The organism is Phaeobacter sp. 11ANDIMAR09, assembly GCF_001294455.1.
Classification (GTDB): domain Bacteria; phylum Pseudomonadota; class Alphaproteobacteria; order Rhodobacterales; family Rhodobacteraceae; genus Pseudophaeobacter.
Window position 1 is genome coordinate 192,648 of sequence record NZ_LIKT01000001.1, and the last position, 21,496, is coordinate 214,143.

General features: G+C 59.1%; 20 protein-coding genes. 14 read left to right on the top strand and 6 right to left on the bottom strand.

The features are described from left to right. The first annotated feature begins 58 nt into the window (after positions 1 to 58). The 5 genes from tsaD to AN476_RS00975 are packed head-to-tail and all read left to right on the top strand — an operon-like array spanning position 59 to position 3,254. Complete coding sequence (gene tsaD / locus AN476_RS00955) at positions 59 to 1,156, top strand: tRNA (adenosine(37)-N6)-threonylcarbamoyltransferase complex transferase subunit TsaD (RefSeq protein ID WP_054458646.1); 1,098 nt, start codon at positions 59 to 61, stop codon at positions 1,154 to 1,156. Beyond that, positions 1,153 to 2,115 (top strand): NAD(P)H-dependent glycerol-3-phosphate dehydrogenase, encoded by a 963-nt coding sequence (locus AN476_RS00960; RefSeq protein ID WP_054458648.1) that lies wholly within the window; start codon positions 1,153 to 1,155, stop codon positions 2,113 to 2,115. The genes tsaD and AN476_RS00960 overlap by 4 nt, the downstream gene beginning before the upstream one ends. Before the next feature lies 1 nt (position 2,116). Then, entirely contained in the window at positions 2,117 to 2,389 is a 273-nt protein-coding gene (locus AN476_RS00965) for a YciI family protein (protein WP_054458650.1), read from the top strand. After that, complete coding sequence (locus AN476_RS00970) at positions 2,389 to 2,811, top strand: EVE domain-containing protein (RefSeq protein WP_054458652.1); 423 nt, start codon at positions 2,389 to 2,391, stop codon at positions 2,809 to 2,811. The genes AN476_RS00965 and AN476_RS00970 overlap by 1 nt, the downstream gene beginning before the upstream one ends. 47 nt (positions 2,812 to 2,858) lie before the next feature. Then, positions 2,859 to 3,254, top strand: a complete 396-nt coding sequence (locus AN476_RS00975; protein ID WP_054458653.1) for a DUF1761 domain-containing protein — start codon at positions 2,859 to 2,861, stop codon at positions 3,252 to 3,254. Positions 3,255 to 3,558: 304 nt separating this feature from the next. On the opposite strand, the gene AN476_RS00980 is transcribed toward AN476_RS00975, so the two are convergent. Then, entirely contained in the window at positions 3,559 to 3,900 is a 342-nt protein-coding gene (locus AN476_RS00980; RefSeq protein WP_054458656.1) for a DUF2853 family protein, read from the bottom strand. Between the two features lie 174 nt (positions 3,901 to 4,074). Between AN476_RS00980 and AN476_RS00985 the strand changes: the two genes are divergently transcribed. Then, entirely contained in the window at positions 4,075 to 4,344 is a 270-nt protein-coding gene (locus tag AN476_RS00985) for a hypothetical protein (protein WP_054458658.1), read from the top strand. A 96-nt stretch (positions 4,345 to 4,440) separates the two neighbouring features. Here AN476_RS00985 and ahcY read toward each other — a convergent pair whose 3' ends face one another. Both ahcY and AN476_RS00995 read right to left on the bottom strand, forming a co-directional pair. Further along, complete coding sequence (ahcY, locus tag AN476_RS00990) at positions 4,441 to 5,832, bottom strand: adenosylhomocysteinase (RefSeq protein ID WP_054458660.1); 1,392 nt, start codon at positions 5,830 to 5,832, stop codon at positions 4,441 to 4,443. Between the two features lie 134 nt (positions 5,833 to 5,966). Next, on the bottom strand, positions 5,967 to 6,281 hold the full coding sequence (locus tag AN476_RS00995) for a hypothetical protein (RefSeq protein WP_054458662.1): 315 nt from the start codon (positions 6,279 to 6,281) through the stop codon (positions 5,967 to 5,969). A 246-nt stretch (positions 6,282 to 6,527) separates the two neighbouring features. On the opposite strand from AN476_RS00995, the gene AN476_RS01000 reads away from it, so the two are divergent. After that, positions 6,528 to 7,124 (top strand): HD family hydrolase, encoded by a 597-nt coding sequence (locus AN476_RS01000; RefSeq protein ID WP_054458664.1) that lies wholly within the window; start codon positions 6,528 to 6,530, stop codon positions 7,122 to 7,124. A 49-nt stretch (positions 7,125 to 7,173) separates the two neighbouring features. Here the strand turns inward: AN476_RS01000 and AN476_RS01005 are convergent, their stop codons facing one another. The 3 genes from AN476_RS01005 to AN476_RS01015 all read right to left on the bottom strand — a co-directional run bounded on the left by AN476_RS01005 (position 7,174) and on the right by AN476_RS01015 (position 9,619). Continuing rightward, positions 7,174 to 8,328: a DUF563 domain-containing protein gene (locus AN476_RS01005; protein ID WP_054458666.1), complete on the bottom strand. Its 1,155-nt coding sequence runs from the start codon at positions 8,326 to 8,328 to the stop codon at positions 7,174 to 7,176. An 8-nt stretch (positions 8,329 to 8,336) separates the two neighbouring features. Beyond that, positions 8,337 to 8,891, bottom strand: a complete 555-nt coding sequence (locus tag AN476_RS01010; protein ID WP_054458668.1) for an ActR/PrrA/RegA family redox response regulator transcription factor — start codon at positions 8,889 to 8,891, stop codon at positions 8,337 to 8,339. A 110-nt stretch (positions 8,892 to 9,001) separates the two neighbouring features. Next, the gene (locus AN476_RS01015) at positions 9,002 to 9,619 is read right to left on the bottom strand and encodes an SCO family protein (RefSeq protein ID WP_054458670.1); all 618 of its coding nucleotides are present in this window, start codon (positions 9,617 to 9,619) and stop codon (positions 9,002 to 9,004) included. A gap of 142 nt (positions 9,620 to 9,761) precedes the next feature. Here AN476_RS01015 and regB point away from each other — a divergent pair, with 142 nt between their 5' ends. From regB to addA, 7 genes are all read left to right on the top strand, one after another. Continuing rightward, positions 9,762 to 11,153 carry a sensor histidine kinase RegB gene (gene regB / locus AN476_RS01020; RefSeq protein WP_054458673.1) on the top strand — a complete coding sequence of 464 codons (1,392 nt, stop codon included), beginning with the start codon at positions 9,762 to 9,764 and terminating at the stop codon, positions 11,151 to 11,153. 89 nt (positions 11,154 to 11,242) lie between these two features. Continuing rightward, positions 11,243 to 12,799, top strand: a complete 1,557-nt coding sequence (locus AN476_RS01025; RefSeq protein ID WP_054458676.1) for a PAS-domain containing protein — start codon at positions 11,243 to 11,245, stop codon at positions 12,797 to 12,799. 123 nt (positions 12,800 to 12,922) lie between these two features. Then, entirely contained in the window at positions 12,923 to 13,456 is a 534-nt protein-coding gene (tsaE, locus tag AN476_RS01030; RefSeq protein ID WP_083464180.1) for a tRNA (adenosine(37)-N6)-threonylcarbamoyltransferase complex ATPase subunit type 1 TsaE, read from the top strand. After that, complete coding sequence (locus tag AN476_RS01035; RefSeq protein ID WP_054458678.1) at positions 13,443 to 14,453, top strand: aminoglycoside phosphotransferase family protein; 1,011 nt, start codon at positions 13,443 to 13,445, stop codon at positions 14,451 to 14,453. Before tsaE ends, AN476_RS01035 begins: the two co-directional genes overlap by 14 nt. A gap of 8 nt (positions 14,454 to 14,461) precedes the next feature. Continuing rightward, positions 14,462 to 15,145 carry a nucleotidyltransferase family protein gene (locus AN476_RS01040; RefSeq protein ID WP_253279811.1) on the top strand — a complete coding sequence of 228 codons (684 nt, stop codon included), beginning with the start codon at positions 14,462 to 14,464 and terminating at the stop codon, positions 15,143 to 15,145. After that, positions 15,135 to 18,089: a double-strand break repair protein AddB gene (addB, locus tag AN476_RS01045; protein ID WP_083464182.1), complete on the top strand. Its 2,955-nt coding sequence runs from the start codon at positions 15,135 to 15,137 to the stop codon at positions 18,087 to 18,089. The genes AN476_RS01040 and addB overlap by 11 nt, the downstream gene beginning before the upstream one ends. Continuing rightward, on the top strand, positions 18,086 to 21,454 hold the full coding sequence (gene addA, locus AN476_RS01050) for a double-strand break repair helicase AddA (RefSeq protein WP_054458683.1): 3,369 nt from the start codon (positions 18,086 to 18,088) through the stop codon (positions 21,452 to 21,454). The genes addB and addA overlap by 4 nt, the downstream gene beginning before the upstream one ends. The last annotated feature ends 42 nt before the right edge of the window (positions 21,455 to 21,496 follow it).

Here is a 21,496-nt window from a genome sequence, read left to right on the forward strand (position 1 = left end):
TTGTTTGCCTGCCCTATAGGTGCTAGCTCCACCAGCAATCTGATGCAACGGGTAGACCATGACACAAAGCCTGACACTTTTGGGGCTGGAAAGCAGCTGTGACGATACTGCCGCCGCCGTGGTGCGGCAAGAGCCAGGCCAGCGCGCCGAGGTGCTTTCGTCGATCGTCTTTGGCCAGACCGAATTGCACAGCGCCTTTGGCGGTGTCGTTCCGGAAATCGCCGCCCGTGCCCATGCGGAGAAACTCGACCACTGCGTTGTGGATGCGCTGGCCGCTGCCGGGGTGACCCTACAGGATCTGGATGCCATTGCAGTCACCGCCGGGCCGGGATTGATTGGCGGGGTAATGTCTGGGGTGATGTGTGCCAAGGGCATTGCTGCCGCAACCGACCTGCCGCTGGTCGGCGTCAACCATCTGGCGGGTCATGCGCTGACGCCTCGGCTGACCGATGATGTGGCCTACCCCTATCTGATGCTGCTGGTCTCTGGTGGTCACTGCCAATATCTGATCGCCCGTGGGCCTGAAGATTTCACCCGCCTGGGCGGCACCATAGACGACGCCCCGGGCGAGGCCTTTGACAAGACGGCGCGCCTGCTGGGTCTGCCACAGCCTGGCGGACCTTCGGTGCAGAAAGAGGCCGAGAACGGCGATCCCAAGCGATTCCGCTTTCCCCGACCGTTGATCCAGCGCGCAGATTGCAACCTGTCCTTTTCCGGTCTGAAAACCGCACTGATGCGAATGCGCGATCAGATCGTAGATGAAAAATCGGGCCTGACGCGGCAAGACCGCGCCGATCTTTGCGCCGGGTTTCAGGCGGCTGTGGCGGATGTTCTGGCCTCCAAAACCCGCCGCGCCCTGGCGATCTATCTGGCTGAAACCCCCGCCACACCGACTTTGGCTGTGGCAGGGGGCGTGGCTGCAAATACGGCCATTCGCGCTGCATTAGAGACTGTTTGTGCAGAATTGGACACTCAGTTTGTGGCCCCACCTTTGGCGCTGTGTACGGATAATGCCGCGATGATTGCCTATGCTGGTCTCGAGCGTTTCAAAGCAGGTGCCCGCGACGGAATGGATCTAACCGCCCGCCCCCGCTGGCCCCTGGATCAAAGCAGCCCGGCGATGCTGGGATCAGGACGCAAAGGAGCCAAGGCATGAGCCTCTCTGTGCTTGGTGCCGGCGCCTTTGGCACTGCTCTGGCGATTTCATTGGCCAAACAAGCGCCAGTCACCCTGTGGGCCAGAGACGCCCGGCATGCCGCTCAGATGCAGGAAAACCGCTGCAACGCCGCCCGACTACCGGATGTTACCCTGCCGGAAGCTTTGACGCCCACCAGCGATTTCCACCTGGCTGCCAGTGCCGAGGTGCTGCTGCTGGCGGTGCCCATGCAGAAACTGCGTTCGGTTTTGGAGGCCAACCGCGAAGCATTGGACGGCAAAGTTCTGGTGGCCTGCTGCAAAGGCATTGAGCTGAAAACCGGGCTGGGCCCAATTGCAGTGATCTCTGAGGTGCTGCCAGATGCCAGATCCGCCCTGCTGACCGGCCCCAGTTTTGCCGCCGATATTGCCCGTGGCCTGCCCACAGCTCTCACCCTAGCCTGCGCCGATGCGGATCTGTGCCGCCGCTTGCAGGAACAACTGACCACCAAAAACCTGCGCCTGTATCGCACTACGGATACCTGTGGCGCCGAATTGGGCGGGGCGCTGAAAAATGTCATCGCCATAGCCTGTGGCGCCGTGATTGGCGCCGGACTGGGCGATAGCGCCCGAGCGGCGCTCATGACGCGTGGCTATGCTGAAATGCAGCGTATGGCGCTGGCCTGTGGGGCAAAGCCAGAAACCCTGGCCGGTCTCTCCGGCTTTGGCGACCTGACCCTCACCTGCAGCTCAACCCTGTCGCGCAATTACCAATTGGGCCTGTCCATCGGACGTGGTGACGGGTTTGACCCCACGGTCACCGTCGAAGGGGCCGCCACTGCGCGTGCCACCGCAGCCAAGGCCAAAACCATGGGCCTGGACATGCCCCTGACCAAGACCGTCGTCGGATTACTGAATGGTGACTTGACGATTGCTACCGCCAGCGCTCAACTGCTGGCACGCCCTTTGAAAGAGGAATGAAATGCTGATTGCCCTGATCGCCCGTGACAAGCCCGGCCACCTGCAAACCCGTGTGGACAACCGCGCGGCGCACCTTGCCTATATCGAAGAGACCGGCGTTGTGGCCCAGGCCGGCCCTTTGCTGGATCAGGATGGTGAGATGGCCGGCTCTTTGGTCATTCTCGACGTCGAAGACATGGCCGCCGGTGAAGCCTGGGCCGCTGCGGACCCCTATAACAAGGCCGGTTTGTTTGAGGCGGTTGAGCTGATCACCTGGAAGAAGGTTATCGGCTGATGCGCTACTGGCTGTTCAAATCGGAACCCTCCACCTGGGGATGGCCGGATCAGGTCGCCAAAGGTGAAACGGGCGAGGAATGGGACGGCGTGCGCAATTATCAGGCGCGCAACTTCATGCGCGAAATGCGCCTTGGCGATCGCGGCTTCTTCTATCACTCGCAAAAGGAAAAATCGGTGGTGGGTATTGTCGAGGTCTGCGCCGAATCGCATCCCGACAGCACCACCGCGGATGACCGCTGGGACTGTGTGGATATCAAAGCCCTGCGCGCATTTACCCAGCCAGTAAGCCTAGACCAGATCAAGGCAGATCCCCGGCTGGATGAGATGATCCTAGTGCGGAACTCGCGCCTGTCGGTGCAACCGGTGACAGAGGCCGAATGGCGTGCGATCTGCGCATTGGGGCAGACAGAGGCGGATTGATCTGCCAATCTTTTCACCAAACGAATTTGTTTGGGAGGAGATGAACCTTGGAAATTCTGAACGTTCTGGTGGCCGCTGCAGCAGGTTTTGTCCTGGGCGCGGTCTATTACGGCATCTTGGCAGAGCCCTGGATGGTAGCCGCCGGGATCAAGCGAGGCACCGATGGCAAGCCGGAGAGCGGCCAGACCCCGATGATCTTTGCCCTTAGCTTTGTGCTGCAATTGGTGGTGGCCGGAATGATGCGCCACGTCTTCGCCCTGTCGGGGGTCACCACATCGGGTGCTGGCTTGATTGCAGGCCTCGGGGTTGGGTTGTTTTTCATCAGCCCCTGGATTGCGCTCAACAACCTATACGCGGGGCGGCCGATCAAACTGACCTTGATTGATGCGGGTTATGCCAGTCTGGCCTGCGCTGCAATGGGATTGGTTTTGTCACTGTTTTAACGCCGTGCCTCGGCAGCAATACCAGCGTGAAAAATCGCCTTTAGCTAAGGTCTTGAACGAAAAAAGGGAAGATCCTGCCAAACCGGTAGGATCTTCCCTTCCACCCCGCGTGCTCCACAGTCCACCACACGCGTATGAAAATTCCGTCCTAGCCGTCCTGGCTGGTCCTTTGTAGATAGCCCACTTCTGGTTGTCTTTGCAAATCATATGCTTGGACAATACCATTCAAATGCAAAACACCTGGCGACCAGGCCAGGTGTTTCACAAAGGCCCAGTACTGGGCTAGATCAGTAACTTTTTGGACTTAGCCGTAAACAGCTTCTTTGCCAAAATGTTTGGTCAGCATGTAATAGACCACGGCGCGATACTTGTTGCGCTCGGATTTCCCATAGATTTCAACAACTTTGTTGATTGCTTCCATCAGTTCCGGCCCATCAGAGAGACCCAGCTTCTTGATCAGGAAGTTCTGTTTCACGGTGTCCAGCTCGCTTTCCTGGCTGGAGGCCACTGTGGAGGCATCTGCATTGTAGATCGCCGGACCACAACCAATGGTAACCTTGGTCAGCAGGTCCATATCTGCGTCCATGCCGCATTTGTTTTTCAGATCGTCAGCATATTGCGCGATCAGATCGTCTCTCTTACCCATAAACGTTCTCCAGCTACTGTGTTGTGGTCGGCCAAAATCAAGAAATTGCAGAGGCTTAACGAAAGACTAACGCCAGACCGAGAAGAGACAAAGGAAAAGTTTTGCCAGCTTTTCCCCGCTGAAGATATTCTGAGGCTCTTATGATGGGCGGCAAGGATCGGACGGAGACCAACCATGACAGCAAGCAACAGAGACATCGCAATCTCATATTTGGACATGGAAGCTGCTGAGGATGTCGCTTGGGTAAAACAACGCGTTCAAAAAGCGTTGAAAACGAAGAGCAACGCTGAGCTGCCATTTAACACTTTTTCTTTGGAATTAGACTCCAAAAAGCAGACAGTCACCCTCCACCAAGACTGGTTCGACTGTCAGCCAGAAGTCTTTTCTGCCGACGAGTTTTTCAACCTGGTTAGCACCAGTCGTTCTCGAAGAAAGAATGCATAGAGAGAAGCGCTTCGGGACAGTGCAAAAGCGCTGAAAACCCAAACGCCACCCAAGGTCTCCCCTGGATGGCGCCATTTTTCAGATCTGGATCAGATCTTAGTAGCGGTAATGCTCTGGCTTGAACGGACCTTCTGGGGTCACACCGATATAGGCGGCCTGCTCAGGGGTCAGGCTCGACAGTTTCACGCCGATGCGCTCCAGGTGCAGACGAGCCACTTTCTCATCCAGGTGCTTGGGCAGGATGTAGACCTCGTTCTTGTACTCATCGCCGCGCAGCCACAGCTCGATCTGAGCCAGAACCTGGTTGGTAAACGACGCCGACATCACAAACGACGGGTGACCGGTGGCGTTGCCAAGGTTCAGCAGACGGCCCTCAGAGAGCAGGATCAGACGGTTGCCCGAAGGCATCTCGATCATGTCGACCTGTTCTTTGATGTTGGTCCATTTGTGGTTCTTCAGGTTTGCGACCTGAATTTCGTTGTCGAAGTGACCGATGTTGCCAACGATGGCCATGTCCTTCATCTCGCGCATGTGCTCGATGCGGATCACGTCCTTGTTGCCGGTGGTGGTGATGAAGACATCAGCGCTGTCGACAACGTCTTCCAGACGCACAACTTCAAAACCGTCCATGGCGGCCTGCAGGGCGCAGATCGGATCAACTTCGGTGACTTTGACGCGGGCACCAGCACCGGCCAACGAGGCAGCCGAACCTTTGCCGACATCGCCGTAACCACAAACAACGGCAACCTTGCCGGCCATCATGGTGTCGGTGGCGCGGCGAATACCGTCAACCAGCGATTCCTTGCAGCCGTATTTGTTGTCAAACTTCGACTTGGTGACCGAATCGTTCACGTTGATCGCAGGGAAGGGCAGCTGGCCGTTTTTCTGCAGCTCATACAGGCGGTGCACGCCGGTGGTTGTTTCCTCGGACACACCCAGGATGGCTTCGCGGGTCTTGGTGAACCAGCCGGGGCTTGCCGCCATACGCTTTTTGATCTGCGCAAAGATGGCTTCTTCTTCTTCCGAAGTTGGCACTTCGATCAGATCGGTCTCACCGGCCTCAACACGGGCACCCAGCAACACATAGAGGGTCGCGTCACCACCATCATCAAGGATCAGGTTGGCTCCTTCGGGGAACATGAAGGATTTATCCAGGTAATCCCAATGCTCTACCAGGGTCTGGCCCTTGATCGCAAAAACCGGAACGCCGGCTTCAGCGATGGCAGCGGCGGCGTGGTCTTGGGTCGAGAAGATGTTGCAGGAGGCCCAGCGCACATCCGCGCCCAGCGCGACCAGTGTTTCAATCAGAACAGCCGTCTGAATGGTCATGTGCAGCGAGCCAACGATGCGCGCGCCCTTCAGCGGCTTTTCTTCACCGTATTCCGCGCGCAGTGACATCAGGCCCGGCATTTCGGTTTCCGCGATGTCCAATTCCTTGCGACCGAATTCAGCCAGCGCAATGTCTTTTACAATGTAGTCCTCGGCCATAGTCCGCTCCGTTCTGGTTACGAGTTATCTTGCTGCCGCAGGTAGCACTGCAATAGTTTATAAGCAACGAAGATGGGCGCATTGCGCAGGCAGAAGCCAACTATGGCCGAGGTAAGCGGCCAGTTGCCAACGGATCAGCTCGGCAAACCGGGCAAATTGGCCGGGGTGGCCACTTCGAAATAGTGTTCACCGGCGGCAACAATGCAGCTGATTCCCGTTGGATGGGTCACCAGCACCGTAAAGCTGCCGGTTTCCGCCGAGGACCAAACCTCTACCACTGTGTTGACCGACTGGGACTGTTGCAATCCCCCTGCGGTGAGGTTTTCGGAATAGGTCTGTTGCAGCCGTTCCACCACTCCGTCGCGGGGAGCACAGCTGGCAGCAAAGGCCGGCGGGGCTATGGCCGCCATTCCAAAGATCAATGCAGACGAGAGAAGACGTTTAAACATGACAGACTCCTTTTTTGTTGAGCGTCGTCTCATAAAAAGGGCCATGCCAATTGGGCGTCTTGGGCCCCTGAGGTCATATAAATATTGGGTCTGAGCGCCCTGGTTTCAATCTCACGGCTGTTCAACTTCCCTTGGGCGGTAGGCCCGAGGTAGCAACCGGATCGGTGAAACGCAGCGCAAAACTGCTTTTGCCCGCAGCTCTGAAGGGCTAGGCAGAAGCAAGTTGAATTCACTGGACCGACCGCAATGCCCACCAAACCCGCCCGCGCCTGGCAACGTATGCTCTCTGGCCGCCGACTTGATCTATTGGACCCAACGCCGATGGATATTGAAATCAGCGACATCGCCCATGGGCTGGCTTTTGTGGCCCGCTGGAACGGGCAGACGCGAGGGGAGTTTGCCTATTCGGTGGCTGAGCATTCGCTCTTGGTCGAAGAGCTCTATTCGCGGCTTTACCCCAAGGCTCCGGTGAAATGGAAATTGGCCGCTCTGCTGCACGATGCGCCGGAATATGTCATTGGTGATATGATCTCCCCGGTGAAAGCCGCCGTGGGGCCGGGCTACGAAGATCTGGACCAGCGCCTGACGGCCGCCATTCACATCAAGTTTGGCCTGCCCGCTCTGCTGCCCAAGACCATCAAAGCCCAGATCAAACGGGCCGACAAAATCAGCGCCTGGATGGAGGCGGTACAGATCGCCGGATTTTCCGAAACGGAAGCCAATAAGCTATTTGGGCGGCCAAGAAGCGAAGTGATCGACGGTCTGGCCATTGATCTGCGCCCACCTTTGCAGGTGCGTCAGGCCTTTGTGGCGCGTCATGCGGATCTGCTGCAGCGCCTGTAACCGTCACTCCAAAGACGCCCCGCGCAGAACGCAGTAAAACCCAAACGGTTTAGGAAACCATTTTGTTGCGTTTACGCTTTGGCTTGGCTTCGACAAACCCATCCGGGCCGCCCAGACCCTTTTTCTCCAGGATCACAGCCCGTTCATCCTCGGACAGGGAAATCCAATCGCCGGTGCCTTTGATGAATCCCAGGCTCGACAGGGTTTCGCCGATGATCTGGTGGTTCAACTCGCCAAAGCTCAGCCGGTTGGATTTTGCACCCTCTTCCGGCACCCATTCGGCGCGCAGCCCGTCAATCACCACCGGATTGCATTTGCAAAAGCTTTCAACGTGTTTGGCCAGCAGGTTGTTGGCACCGGAACTGCGGCGCAGGATCATCGCCACCTCCTGTTCCGGACGGCCCACCATGGCAAAGAGATGCAGCGCCGAACCATCGGCAGCAATCACGTGTTTGGCCGCTTTGTAGCGGGCCACCTGAACCGTCAGGCTGTGTTCTTGCGGATGGAAAATCTCATAGCCCTCTGCCTCGAGCAGGGCCTCCATCTTTTCCTCCCCCAACAGACCGCCTTTGCCAAGGCCCAGTTTGGAGCGCGAAATATAGATTTTATCCGGGCCTTCTGGCGCCACATGAGTGGCAAAACGGTCGTGCACAGCCTGGCGGAACTTGCGCGTGCCCACGGTGATCTTGCCCAGGCCAAAGCCCTGCCCGGGAATCACCAACTCTTCGACGCAGGTGGGCTGATCCACCACCTGAATGGGCAGGTCCGTGCCAAAGAGCGACAGATACTCGCGCTGAAACCCACGCACTTCTTTGCCTACCTTTGGACGTTTGGGCATGAACAAAACGCCCCTGATGTCCTCTTCTACGTCAGGCAAGGCCCAGAGGCGCGACGAGCTTTCGACCAGGAAATGTCCAAAATGCGCCCAGAGCACCCCGCCCCAGAGCCAACGACCCTCGAGGGTTTCCACCACCTTTTTGGGCCGTTCCGGTTCGATGGTGATGGGGCGGAATTTGCGCCAGAGCGCCGCCTCGGGACAATAGCTGCCATCGGCGTAGAACACCCCTGCGGGTTGTACCAAAGCACTGATCCTGGGTGGCACGACGCAGGCATCCCCAAGCGTCAGAATTTCTTCGGACCATCCGCCTGTGGGCATAGGCTGATCATCTGGATCAATCTCCAGGCCGCTTGCGTCTTTTGACATGACGATCCCTACCGAGGACTGCGTTTCGCCAGAATGCGCTGCAGCGTCCGACGGTGCATATTGAGCCGCCGCGCTGTCTCTGAAACATTGCGGTCACAGAGCTCGTAGATACGCTGGATATGTTCCCAGCGCACCCGGTCTGCGCTCATTGGATTTTCCGGGGGTGGCGGCAGCTCGTCATCACCGCTCAGCAGTGCATTCATGATATCCGCCGCATCAGCGGGTTTTGACAGGTAATCGGTTGCGCCAATTTTCACTGCAGCTACGGCGGTGGCAATGGCGCCATAGCCAGTCAACACCACAACCCGGCTGTCGGGACGTTTTTCGCGCAGGATTTCGACAACATCCAGCCCATTGCCATCCTCGAGCCGCAGATCCACCACCGCAAAGGCTGGGGGACGGGCTGTGGCAATGGCGCTGCCGCCAGCAACTGAGCCTGCAGTTTCAACTTCAAAACCGCGTTTTTCCATTGCCTTGGCCAGGCGTCGCAGAAAGGGCTCATCATCGTCGACAAGCAAGAGTGACTTATCTGGTCCAATTTCCTGCATTGCATTATCGGCCATGCCCGGTCCTCCGCCTGGTTCCGCGTATAGTTATACGCACGTTCTTGAATTTGATACTAGCGACCCGACCGGGAAGGTCAAACAGCTCGTCCTTGCTGCATGTTTTCCTATCACATGTTTTCGACAAAACAGCTGACTTTATCTGCAACCTGTTCAGGGGTCTCATCCCGGCGGAAAAAGTCGACAAAACCGATTTCAGGCAGCACCAGATAGGCAAAGGTCGAATGATCGACCAGATAGTAATCATCATCACCAGGCTGGCGCTTGAAATAGGTCTTATAGGCCCGGCTCGCCGCCTTGACCTGCTCCAGAGAGCCGGTCAGGCCGATCATCTTTTCATGCATGTTGAAAGCAAAATCGCCGACAACTTCCGGAGTGTCACGTTCGGGGTCGATCGAAACAAACAGTGGTGTAGCGCTAATGCCGCGCTCAGCCAGAACATCAATCGCTTCTGCATTGCGCGACACATCCAACGGGCAGACATCCGGGCAGAAGGTATAGCCAAAGTACAGGATCGTCGGTTCGGTAAAGACATCCGCGTCGGTCACGGTTTCACCCTTGCTGTTTACCAACTCAAACGGGCCGCCAATTGTATCCCCGCCGCTGGCGATCGAACTGCCGCGACACTGGGCGAACTGATCCGCGTCGCCGCCGCGTGTTAAAAACCAGGTACCACCGGCCAGGGCGGCGACAAAGACGACAGCAAGGATTGAATAGAGGCGAGCCATGTGATCACACTTTATGTTGCAGGAGGAGAGTTGATCGTTTTCACCGCCAGACCTATCAAGAAACGCGGGCAATGCAAGCCGACCACATGGTCACAGGCCTGTGAACCGGGCACCACTTACCCCAAGCTCCAGGAGCTTTAGCATGAGCGACACACAATTTGGTCTGATGCAGGGCGAAGACCGCAGCCATTGGATCCGCCTGCGCACCCTGATTATGTTGCGCTGGGTAGCCATCGCGGGCCAATTGGTGGCAATCACCGTGGCGCAGTCGCTGTATAACCTGCAACTGGAGCTCGGTCTGTGTATTCTGGCTGTTGGCGTTTCAGTGATCAGTAACCTTCTGGCGATTTTTGTTTTCCCGGAAAACAAACGCCTGTCGGAGTTTGAAAACTTCCTGATGGTGCTGTTTGACCTGCTGCAACTTGGGTTCCTGCTCTATCTGACCGGCGGGCTGCACAACCCCTTTGCCTTGCTGGTGTTGGCCCCGGTGACTATTTCTGCTGCCATGATGGGATTGCGGTCGACCCTGATCATTGGCGGCACCGCCATCATCCTGGTCACCTTGATGGCCGAATTCCATATGCCGCTGCGCACAGCACAGGGGTTTATCCTGCGCATTCCGGATGTGTTCATCTTTGGCAACTGGACCGCCATCGTCATCGCCATCGTGTTTATCGGAGCCAATTCCTTTCGCATTAGCACCGAGATGCGGCGCATGTCCGATGCGGTCTCTGCCACCCAGCTGGCCCTGTCGCGGGAACAAAAGCTCACCGATCTGGGCGGCGTGGTGGCTGCCGCGGCCCATGAGCTGGGCACCCCGCTGGCAACGATCAAATTGGCCAGCGGCGAGCTGATCGACGAATTGGAAGAGCAGCCGGATTTGCGCGAAGACGCTGAACTCATTCGCGAACAGGCCGAACGCTGCCGCCATATCCTGCGCGACATGGGCCGCGCCGGAAAAGACGACCTGCATCTGCGCCAGGCACCGCTTTCGACCGTCATTCACGAAGCCGCTGAGCCCCATCTCAACCGCGGCAAGGAAATCCAGTTTGACGAAGGACCGCTGGAAGACGGCAGCTTTCAGCACCCGACCATTTTGCGCAAACCCGAGATCATTCACGGCCTGCGCAATCTGGTGCAGAATGCCGTCGACTTTTCCCGTTCAACCGTCTGGATCGATGCCGCCTGGAATGATGAACAGATCTGCCTCACCATCTATGATGACGGTCGCGGCTTCCCGCCACATCTGATCGGGCGCATCGGAGATCCCTTTATGCGTAAACGCCGCAGTGAAAATGATCGCAAGCAACGGCCCGAGTACCAAGGCATGGGTTTGGGATTGTTCATCGCCAAAACCCTGCTAGAGCGTACTGGCGCCGAGCTGACCTTTACCAATGGCACCGGAAAGCCTCTGCCGCACCCTCAGGAACGGCGCGGAGCCATCGTTGGGGTGGTCTGGCCCAGAGACCAAATTGACGCATTGGTCGGAGAAAATGCCGTGCCAACCGGGGAAAATAAATGGATAGAAGTTTAACTATTCACTTTTAGGTAATTAATTAAACTACAGTTAACCATTTACGCGTCATCATGGGGAAAACAAGGACTGACTAGAGGCAGGACATTATGCAGAATATCATCTCGATCGAGTGGTTGATGCTGGCCACACTTTGCTGCGCCACGGCAGCCGTAGCCGTTTGGTGGCTCTCGCCTGAGCAGCGCTCCAAAGGCATGGAACAGGATCTTTTGGTTGGCGATGGCCGCACCGATGCGGTGTTTCTGTTTGATGACACCAATCTTATCGGCTGGTCCTCTGGCGCGCGCAAATTCATCGGCGAACATGCCGAGCATTTCAGCTGGAACATGCTGCGGGACCAATTGGCCCGCAACTACCCCGGCCTGCCGCAAAGCCCCGGTTTTCTCAAAGACGTTGGTCCATTGGTTCTGTCCGGCACTGCCTCTGCCGAAAGCCGCGAAGCCCATTGCGAATGGATTGATGGCATCACCCGGGTGCAGCTGCGCCGCAGCACTCTGGAAGAGCAGAACAAGAGCCTGGATCAGGAGCTCACCACCCTGCGGGCCGCCGTACATCAGGCGCCCTACCCTGTTTGGCTGCAATCGGATGAGGGCGCGGTGACCTGGTCGAACCTCGCCTATGATGATCTCAGCCACAAGATCCGCGGACGTGATGCGGAATTCTCTGATCCCCTGTTTGAAAACCTGGACGAGCCAAAATCCAGCGGCAAGGCCGAGCGGATCTCGATCCCGATGCCCGAAAGCACCAAGCGCCTGTGGTACAATATCTCCACCACTGAGACCGAGGCCGGCTGGCTGTGTCACGCTGTGGATGTGAATGCGGTGGTTGACGCCGAAGTGGCCCAGCGCAATTTTGTGCAAACCCTGGCCAAGACCTTTGCCCAGCTCTCCATTGGTCTGGCGATCTTTGACCGCAACCGTCAGCTGGTGCTGTTTAACCCGGTGTTGATTGATCTCACCGCTCTGCCGGCGGGCTTTCTCAGCTCGCGCCCAACCCTGATGACCTTTTTCGACCGGTTGCGCGACCAGCGCATGATGCCCGAGCCTAAGAACTATTCCAGCTGGCGTCACCAGATCGAAGACCTGTTGGAGGCCGCAGCCGAAGGCCGCTATCAGGAAACATGGTCCCTGCCCTCGGGCTCTGTTTACTCAGTCTCGGGTCGTCCCCACCCCGATGGTGCCATTGCCTTTTTGTTCGAGGACATCACCGCCGAGGTCACCCTGACCCGTCAATTCCGTTCTGAGCTCGAGATGGGTCAGTCGATCATGGACCAAATGGGCGAAGCCATCGCAGTCTTTGCCAATGACGGTACCATGACCTTCTCGAACGAGACCTATCATGAGCTGTGGAAAATGGATCCCGATGCCAGCTTTGCCAAGGTTTCCATCATGGACGCCGCCCGCGTCTGGCAGGATACCTGTAGCGCCACACCAGCCTGGGGTGAGATCCGCGACTTTGTTGCCGGCAGTGAGGGGCGCACCCCCTGGTGGGCACAGGTTCAACTGCGCGATGGGACGCCGCTGCTGTGCAAGGTCACAGCGATCCAAAGCGGCGCGACCATGGTGAGCTTTCAAACACCAGAACCGGGTCTGCCGCCTCTGGATCAACAGAAATTCGCCATCACCGATCAAAGCGGCTCTGCCTGATCGGCAGAGGCCAATCCTCCCTCACCTTTTGCAAACCAAACGACCCAAAAGGGCGTGATCATCCAGCCGGGTGACGCGCCCTTCGCGCTTGCAGCCAGCGCAGCCCAGAGGCATTGTGCGGCCATGACCAAACCCAGCGAAACAACCCCCTCTGCCTCGATCTCTGCACCCATTGCGCCCAGCCCGATACATCTCAGGCTGGACACCCCCGACGCGACGACAGATCTGGCGCAACAGCTTGCCCACCAGCTGAACCCCGGTGATTGCCTATTGCTAGAGGGGCCAATTGGCGCTGGAAAAACTCATTTTGCCCGCAGCCTGATCCAATCGCTGATGGTCCAGGCCGAGGATGTGCCCTCGCCCACTTTTACCTTGGTACAGACCTATGATGTGGCTCAGGGTGAGCTCTGGCATGCAGATCTCTACCGGCTTTCTGCCCTGGAAGAGATCGAGGAGCTGGGCCTTTTTGAGGCCTTTGACGAAGCCATCTGCCTAATTGAATGGCCCGATCGGTTAGCAGAGCTGACCCCAGCCCATGCCCTGCATCTGCAACTGGCACTGGACCCGGCAGAAGAAGAATGCCGCCACCTGACCCTCAGCTGGCGAGACGCCAAATGGCAAGACCGTATGGATGTGATCGCAAATGACAAATCGTGAAAGCCAGATTTCGGCCTTTCTGCAGCGTATTGGCCGTGGCGATTGGCGCCGAGCTCCGCTGGCGGGTGACGCTTCGGCGCGGCGCTATGAACGGCTGAGCAGTCCCGATGGGCGCAGCCTGGTCCTCATGGATGCGCCACCCGCCAGTGGTGAAACCATTCGCCCTTTTGTACGCATCGCCAATTACCTGCGTGCGCTTGATTTCAGTGCCCCGGCAATCATCGCCGAGGACGCGGACAACGGCTTTTTGCTGACCGAAGACCTCGGCGATCGGCGCTTTTACGAAGTGCTCAATCAGGATCCGAAACAGGAAAAAGCGCTCTACTCCCTCGCCACCGATTTTCTGGTCCAACTGCACAAGACTGGCAACTCTGTGGCAATGCCCAGTCTCGCGCATCTTGGTCCCCGCGTTATGGCCGAAATGTCCTCTTTGGTGATTGACCGCTATCGCGGAGGCATCACCGGTCAGGATGATCCGGATCTGCAAAGCCGCTTTGAAAACCAGTTCGAAGACATCCTGCGTCAGACGCTCAATGACCAGATGGTCTTTGTGCACCGGGATTTTCACGTGCAGAACCTGATGTATCTGCCGGACCGTGACGGGGTGGCGCAGGTTGGGGTTATTGATTTCCAAGACGCGCGTCTGGGGCATCCGGCCTATGATCTTGTGTCTTTGTTGCAGGACGCGCGCCGCGATGTGCCAGCTGGCATCGAAGCCCGGATGATCAATCGCTACCTGACGGCCACCGACCTGGAGGCCTCTGGCTTTCGCAGCGCCTATGCGGTCATCGGCGTGCAGCGCAACCTGCGCATTCTGGGCGTTTTTGCCCGGCTCTCGCAGGATTTTGGCAAACCCCAATACATTGATCTGATCCCACGGGTCTGGAGCCATGTCGTCAATGGCCTGGAACACCCTGCCCTCGCCCCAATGGCCGATTGGTTGTTAAAGGAATTGCCAGCCCCAACCCCTGAAAACCTGGCAAAGCTGCGCGGATGAGATCTACCATGCCCCATAGTGTCATGCTCTTTGCTGCCGGTTTTGGCACCCGGATGAAAGCGCTGACCAAGACCTGCCCAAAACCGATGATCCCGGTCGCTGGTCGGCCGCTGATTGATCACACCCTGGATCTGGCACAAGCAATCCAGCCAGACCGGATCGTCGCTAATCTGCATTATTTGCCACAGGTGCTCGAGGCACATCTCACGCCCAAAGACGTGCTGCTCAGCCCTGAAAGCCCGCAGGTTCTGGATACCGGCGGCGGGTTGCGCCAGGCCCTGCCGCTCCTGGGGGATGATCCGGTTTTCACCGCCAATACCGATGTGATCTGGAAAGGCGAAAACCCCTTTCAAACCGCGCTGAGCGCCTGGGATCCGGGGTGCATGGATGCGCTTTTGGTCTGTATCCCCATTTCGCGCTGCCGTGGCCGCCAAGGCGCCGGTGATTTCAGCCGCGACAGCGCGGGGCGCATCAACCGGGGCGGTGATCTGGTCTATGGCGGCGTGCAGATCCTCAAGACCGAGGGGCTACAAGACATTGAAGAAGAGGTGTTTTCCCTCAATCTTCTATGGAACGTGATGGCCCAGAAGGACCGGTTGTTTGCGGTGGAATACCCCGGCCATTGGTGCGATGTGGGACACCCCGAAGGGATCGCCATAGCCGAGGAACTGATTGCCGATGATGTTGTTTGAACCTCAGGACAGCCCCCGTGTCTTTGCCGTTCCAATGGGCGTTGATTTTCCGCGCGCCCTGGCACAGGGGCTTATTCAGCGCGGGCACCCCCTGCCGCCCGAAGATCTGGCACGGGTCGAAGTGATCCTCAACACCTCGCGGATGATGCGCCGTTGCCGCAGCCTGTTCGAGGAAGGCCCCGCCCTGTTGCTGCCACGCATGCGTCTGCTCACCGATCTGGCGCAGGAGGCCAGCCTGCAGGGGCTGCCCCCGGCCCTGCCGCCATTGCGCCGCCGGCTGGAACTGTCACAGCTCATCGCCCGGCTGCTGGATGCCCAGCCTGATCTTGCAGCGCGCTCTTCGCTATATGATCTCTCCGATAGCCTCGCCAATCTGGTCGATGAAATGCAAAGCGAAGGCATCAGTACCGATGTGATCCGCAACCTGGATGTCTCTGACATGTCTGGCCACTGGTCGCGGGCGCAGCAATTCATCGGCATCGTGGATCAATTTGTTGATCTGCACAGCGGCGCCACCGATGTTCAGGCCCGGCAACGCCAAATGGTCGAGAACCTCATCGCCAAATGGCAGGTAGAGCCGCCCCAGCATCCGGTGATCCTGGCCGGCTCCACGGGTTCGCGCGGGACCACCCATATGCTGATGGAGGCCATCGCCCGCCTGCCTCAGGGCGCCGTGGTACTGCCCGGATATGATTTTGAACAACCCGCCGAGGTCTGGACCCATCTACGCGATGCGCTCACCTCCGAGGATCACCCGCAGTATCGCTTTGCCAAACTGCTGTCCGACCTCGACATGACTCCCCGCGAGGTGCAGCGCTGGAGCCCAGATGCGCCGGTCTCGCCTGCCCGCAACCGGTTGATCTCGCTGGCGCTGCGCCCGGCACCTGTTACCCATGCCTGGATGAGCGAAGGCCCAAAGCTCACCGAGCTGGACCAGGCCTGCGCCGATGTCACCCTGGTCGAAGCAGCAAACCCGCGCGCCGAGGCTCTGGCCATCGCCCTGCGGCTGCGCCAGGCTGCCGAGGAGGGCAAAACAGCCGCGCTGATCTCGCCCGACCGAATGCTGACTCGGCTGGTGTCCGCGGCGCTGGATCGCTGGGGAATTCTGCCGGATGATTCCGCCGGCCTGCCGCTGCAGCTGACCCCTCCGGGGCGGTTCCTGCGCCATGTGGCAGAGCTGTTTTGCCGCCCGCTGACGGCAGATGCGCTGCTCACCCTGCTAAAACACCCGCTGACCCATGATGGCAGCAGTGCCGAGGCGGCCCGTGGGGACCATCTGCGCCATACCCGCGATTTTGAGCTGGACCTGCGCCGCAATGGGCCTCCCTTTCCCGATGCTGCCAGCTTTGAAGCCTTTGGCACTGAACGCGATTTAACCTCCGGTTGGGTCGACTGGCTGTCGCAGAACTTTGCCGACCAACAGGTGACTGCACCGCTCAATCTCATCGATTGGGTGGCGCTACTGCGTGCTCGGGCCGAAGCGATTGCCGCCGGCAGTCAGATACAAAGCGCAGGCGAAAGTGGCACGCTGTGGGACAAAAAGGCTGGCATTGAGGCGCTCAAGATCTTTTCCAATCTGGAGGCTGAGGCCGAACACGGTGGCGCGATGTCAGCCCGCGATTTTGCCGATCTTTTGTCAGCCATCCTGTCTCAGGGCGAGGTGCGCGACCGGGACACCCCCTATGGATCCATCATGATCTGGGGCACGCTCGAGGCCCGGGTGCAGGGCGCAGATCTGGTGATCCTGGGGGGCCTCAATGAGGGCAGCTGGCCGGAAGCCGCCAAGCCTGACCCTTGGCTGAACCGGCAATTGCGCCATCAGGCCGGGCTCTTGCTGCCCGAGCGCCGCATTGGCCTATCGGCCCATGATTTCCAGCAGGCCGTGGCCGCGCCCGAGGTTTGGCTCACCCGTGCGGCGCGCTCGGATGAGGCTGACACGGTGGCCTCGCGCTGGCTCAATCGCCTGACAAACCTACTCTCCGGCCTGCCCGATCAGGGTGGCAAATCCGCTTTGGATGCGATGCGGGCACGTGGGCAGGAATGGCTAGACTGGGCCGATGCTCTGGAGCAGCCCAGCGAAATACCCGCAGCTCCGCGTCCCTCTCCGCGTCCGCCCGTTGCCAGCCGCCCGCGTCGGCTGACCATCACCGAAATCCCGCGCCTGATCCGTGATCCCTATGCGATCTATGCCAAACATGTGCTGCGTCTGCGGCCGCTGAACCCGCTGGTGCAGGAACCGGATGCATTGCTGCGCGGTACTGTGGTGCATGAGGTCTTTGAGGTTTTTATCCGCGACAGCCTGGAAGATCCCAGCCGCCTGACCTCCGATTACCTGATTGAAACCGCCCGTGCCCTGTTGGAACGGGACGTGCCCTGGCCCGTAGCGCGCCTATTGTGGCTCAGCCGTATCCAGCGTCTGGCCGGCGATTTCATCCTGGCCGAACAATCCCGGCAGAGCCGCGCCACACCGCTCAAACTGGAGGCTATGGGCGAGGCCCGGCTGGAGCCGCTGGATTTTGCCATTGCCTGCCGCGCTGACCGTATTGATCAGGACGAACGCGGCTTTCTGCATCTCTATGACTACAAGACCGGCGCGCCGCCCTCAGAAGCGCAGCAGAAGAAATTTGAAAAACAGCTGCTGATCGAGGCCGCCATGGCAGAGGAGGGCGCGTTCAAGGAAATTGGACCAGCAGAGGTGGCCCGCGCCGCCTTTATTGGGTTGGGCAGCAATCTGAAGGAAGTGCCAGCCCCGTTGCAGGATCAGCCCCCGGCCAAGATCTGGGAAGAGCTGAAACAGCTGATCGGCGCCTATTTTGAGCAGGATCAGGGCTATTCCAGCCGCCGCATGGTGCATCGCGATGATATTGCAGGCGACTATGACCACCTCGCCCGCTTTGGCGAATGGGATCGCAGCGCCACACCTGAGCCCGAGGATCTGACATGAGCACCCCCTCTGCAAAACCCCGCGATGACGCCTCTGAGGCGCAGTTCCGTGCCGCGCGCCCTGATGCCTCGACCTGGCTCGCGGCCAATGCCGGCTCCGGTAAGACAAAAGTTCTGACCGACCGCGTGGCGCGGTTGTTGCTCAAGGGCGTGCAGCCGCAGCACATTCTGTGCCTCACCTATACCAAGGCCGCCGCCAGCGAGATGCAGAATCGTCTGTTCCAACGTCTGGGCGAATGGGCAATGCTGCGGGACCCCGAGCTGACAGCGGCGCTCAGTGAGTTGGGCGAGGTCAACACGCAGGCCGAGGATCTGGCCCAGGCGCGCACGCTCTTTGCCCGCGCCATTGAGACCCCCGGCGGGCTCAAAATCCAGACCATCCACTCCTTTTGTTCCTCCCTGCTGCGGCGTTTCCCGCTGGAGGCCGGCGTCAGCCCGCAGTTTTCCGAGATGGAAGACCGCGCCGCATCCCTGTTGCGGGCCGAGATTGTCGAAGACATGGCCAAGGGTGAATTGGCGCATCTGGTGGGACCTCTGGCCCGCCATGTGGGCGGCAGTGATTTTGAAGATTTGACTTCGGCCCTGTGCCAACGCCGCGCCGAGTTTGAAACTATTCTGGACTGGTCCGCGCTACTGGCCCGCTTTGATCTGCCGGATGGGTTTGATCAGGCAGAGCTTGAGGCCATGGTGTTTCTGGGCGGCGAGGCAGAATTGCTGTCGCGCACCCGTGCCATGCTGGAAACCGGCGGTACCACCGATCAACGCGCCGCTGCCAAACTGGCTGGGATCTCCACGCCGACACTGACCGACCTTGCCACATTGGAAGGCATTTTTCTGACCGGCGCCGGAGCTGCGGATCCTTTCACTGCCAAGGTAGGGAAATTCCCCACCAAGAAACTGCGCGAAGCCAATATTGCCCTGATGGACCAGCTGGAGCCTCTGATGCTGCGGGTGGAAGACGCCCGCGCCAAACGGCTGGCGCTGGTGGCGGCGCGGAAATCCCAGGATCTGCACCAGTTCGCACAGGTCTTTCTACCGGAATATGAAGCCCGCAAGCAGCAACGCGGCTGGCTCGACTTTGACGATCTGATCCTCAACGCGCGCCATCTGTTGAATGACCCGGCGGTGGCCGCTTGGGTGCTGTACCGTTTGGACGGCGGCATCGATCATATTCTGGTGGATGAGGCCCAGGATACCAGCCCGGTGCAATGGAACGTGATCGAAAAACTGGCGCAGGAATTCACTGCTGGGATCGGCGCACGATCCGATGTCGAGCGCACCATCTTTGTGGTCGGCGACAAGAAACAGTCGATCTATTCCTTTCAGGGTGCCGACCCGGATGCCTTTGATCGCATGCAGGTGGAATTCGCCAATCGGCTATCGGAATCTGGATCGGGGCTGCAAAACGCCGCGCTGGAGTTTTCCTTCCGCTCCTCGGCGGCGATCCTGCGGCTGGTGGATCTGGTGTTTAAGGATAGCCCGCGCGCCGGCTTTCACAGCGATGCCCTGCACCGCGCCTTTAAATCCGACCTGCCCGGGCGGGTGGACCTGTGGCCTGCAGTGGACAAGAGCGACGAGGACGAAGAGAGCGACTGGACCGATCCGGTGGATCGCCCCGGCAAGCGTCACCACACTGTCATTCTGGCCGAACGCATTGCCCGCCAGATCAAAGACATGATCGACCACAAAGTCACAATTCCCGAGGATGGCCCAACGCGCGGCACATTTCAGCGCCGCCCCGTGCATGCGGGCGATTTCCTGATTCTGGTGCAGCGCCGCTCGGAACTGTTTTCAGAAATCATCCGCGCCTGTAAAAACGCCGACCTCCCCATTGCCGGGGCTGATCGGCTCAAGGTTGGGGCGGAGCTAGCAGTCAAGGACATCGCCTCGCTGCTGTCCTTTCTGGGTACGCCCGAGGATTCGCTGGCCCTGGCCGAGGTGCTGAAATCGCCCCTGTTTGGCTGGTCCGAGCAGATGCTGTTTGATCTCGCCCATCACCGCAGCAGCAAACACCTGTGGCCGGCGCTGCGCGAGCGTCGCGATGACTTCCCCGAGACCATGGCGGTGCTGGATGATCTGCGCGATCAGACCGATTTTCTGCGTCCCTTTGATCTAATCGAGCGCATCCTGACCCGCCATCAGGGGCGGCAAAAACTGCTGGGCCGACTGGGACCTGAAGCTGAGGATGGCATCAATGCGCTACTGTCGCAGGCCTTGGCCTATGAGCGCTCTGACATTCCCAGCCTCACCGGATTTCTGGTCTGGATGCAGACCGATGATCTGGAGATTAAGCGACAGATGGGGGCCTCGGGGGATATGATCCGGGTGATGTCAGTCCATGGCTCCAAAGGTTTGGAAGCGCCGATTGTGATCCTGCCAGATACCGCCAAACGCAACGCCCCCAGTGATGCGGAGATCATGGTGGCGGAGGGCACACCTCTGTGGAAACTGCCCAAGGATCAGATGCCGGATCTGCTGGCCAATGCCCGCGAGGCGGCGCAGGAGAAACAGCAAAACGAACGCCTGCGCCTGCTTTATGTGGCGCTGACCCGGGCCGAAAAATGGCTGATCGTCGCCACAGCCGGGCAGTTGTCGAAAGAGGGGGACAGCTGGTATCAGCGGGTTGAGGCGGCCCTGCAGGAGAGCGGCGCCACAGCCTGCGATCTGCCGGGTGGGGAAGGCTTGCGTCTGGCGCATGGCGATTGGGAGGGCTTGGAGCTGGTCTCGCGTGAGATCCAGGACAAAACCCTGCCCAGCCTACCCGCAGTCTTTACCCAGCCCGCGCCTGCCTATCTGGCCCCGGAACCTGCGCTAAAGCCTTCGGATTTGGGGGGAGCCAAAGCCCTGCCCGGGGAACAGGGTCTGAACGAAGCGCAGGCAATGGCCCGCGGCAGTCGACTGCATCTCTTGCTGGAACATCTGCCGGCAAGGCCCCACGCTCAATGGGGGGACCTGACGGATCGGTTGTTGCTAGATGCTGCGGATCGCGCCGAACTTCTGGCCGAGGCCGAAGCGGTGTTGACCAATCCAGACCTGTCCCACGTCTTTTCTCCTGATGCCCTGGCCGAGGTTCCGGTCACGGCCTGGCTGGGTCATCGGCGAATCTACGGCATCATCGACCGGCTGGTCGTGACTCCGCGGCGGGTGCTGGCAGTGGATTTCAAATCCAATGCCGAAGTGCCGCAAAGCCTGCAGAACTGCCCCAGGGGTCTGCTGCGCCAGATGGGCGCCTATGGTCATGCCCTGCGCCAGATCTACCCGGACCGTCAGATTGATTGCGCGCTGCTATGGACCCGGAACGCCAGCCTGATGATGTTACCGCACGATCTTGTGACAGATGCGTTCAAGGAGGTGTTGGAACCTTGACGATCTGTTACGCTCTACCTAGGTTCCCAGTCCAGTTGCCAT

What these genes read in the sequence shown, in the direction of transcription:
- tsaD (WP_054458646.1), top strand. Translation starts at nt 59, where the DNA reads ATGACACAAAGCCTGACACTTTTGGGGCTGGAAAGCAGCTGTGACGAT.
- AN476_RS00960 (WP_054458648.1), top strand. Translation starts at nt 1,153, where the DNA reads ATGAGCCTCTCTGTGCTTGGTGCCGGCGCCTTTGGCACTGCTCTGGCG.
- AN476_RS00965 (WP_054458650.1), top strand. Translation starts at nt 2,117, where the DNA reads ATGCTGATTGCCCTGATCGCCCGTGACAAGCCCGGCCACCTGCAAACC.
- AN476_RS00970 (WP_054458652.1), top strand. Translation starts at nt 2,389, where the DNA reads ATGCGCTACTGGCTGTTCAAATCGGAACCCTCCACCTGGGGATGGCCG.
- AN476_RS00980 (WP_054458656.1), bottom strand. Translation starts at nt 3,900, where the DNA reads ATGGGTAAGAGAGACGATCTGATCGCGCAATATGCTGACGATCTGAAA.
- AN476_RS00985 (WP_054458658.1), top strand. Translation starts at nt 4,075, where the DNA reads ATGACAGCAAGCAACAGAGACATCGCAATCTCATATTTGGACATGGAA.
- ahcY (WP_054458660.1), bottom strand. Translation starts at nt 5,832, where the DNA reads ATGGCCGAGGACTACATTGTAAAAGACATTGCGCTGGCTGAATTCGGT.
- AN476_RS00995 (WP_054458662.1), bottom strand. Translation starts at nt 6,281, where the DNA reads ATGTTTAAACGTCTTCTCTCGTCTGCATTGATCTTTGGAATGGCGGCC.
- AN476_RS01000 (WP_054458664.1), top strand. Translation starts at nt 6,528, where the DNA reads ATGCCCACCAAACCCGCCCGCGCCTGGCAACGTATGCTCTCTGGCCGC.
- AN476_RS01005 (WP_054458666.1), bottom strand. Translation starts at nt 8,328, where the DNA reads ATGTCAAAAGACGCAAGCGGCCTGGAGATTGATCCAGATGATCAGCCT.
- AN476_RS01010 (WP_054458668.1), bottom strand. Translation starts at nt 8,891, where the DNA reads ATGGCCGATAATGCAATGCAGGAAATTGGACCAGATAAGTCACTCTTG.
- AN476_RS01015 (WP_054458670.1), bottom strand. Translation starts at nt 9,619, where the DNA reads ATGGCTCGCCTCTATTCAATCCTTGCTGTCGTCTTTGTCGCCGCCCTG.
- regB (WP_054458673.1), top strand. Translation starts at nt 9,762, where the DNA reads ATGAGCGACACACAATTTGGTCTGATGCAGGGCGAAGACCGCAGCCAT.
- AN476_RS01025 (WP_054458676.1), top strand. Translation starts at nt 11,243, where the DNA reads ATGCAGAATATCATCTCGATCGAGTGGTTGATGCTGGCCACACTTTGC.
- tsaE (WP_083464180.1), top strand. Translation starts at nt 12,923, where the DNA reads ATGACCAAACCCAGCGAAACAACCCCCTCTGCCTCGATCTCTGCACCC.
- AN476_RS01035 (WP_054458678.1), top strand. Translation starts at nt 13,443, where the DNA reads ATGACAAATCGTGAAAGCCAGATTTCGGCCTTTCTGCAGCGTATTGGC.
- AN476_RS01040 (WP_253279811.1), top strand. Translation starts at nt 14,462, where the DNA reads ATGCCCCATAGTGTCATGCTCTTTGCTGCCGGTTTTGGCACCCGGATG.
- addB (WP_083464182.1), top strand. Translation starts at nt 15,135, where the DNA reads ATGTTGTTTGAACCTCAGGACAGCCCCCGTGTCTTTGCCGTTCCAATG.
- addA (WP_054458683.1), top strand. Translation starts at nt 18,086, where the DNA reads ATGAGCACCCCCTCTGCAAAACCCCGCGATGACGCCTCTGAGGCGCAG.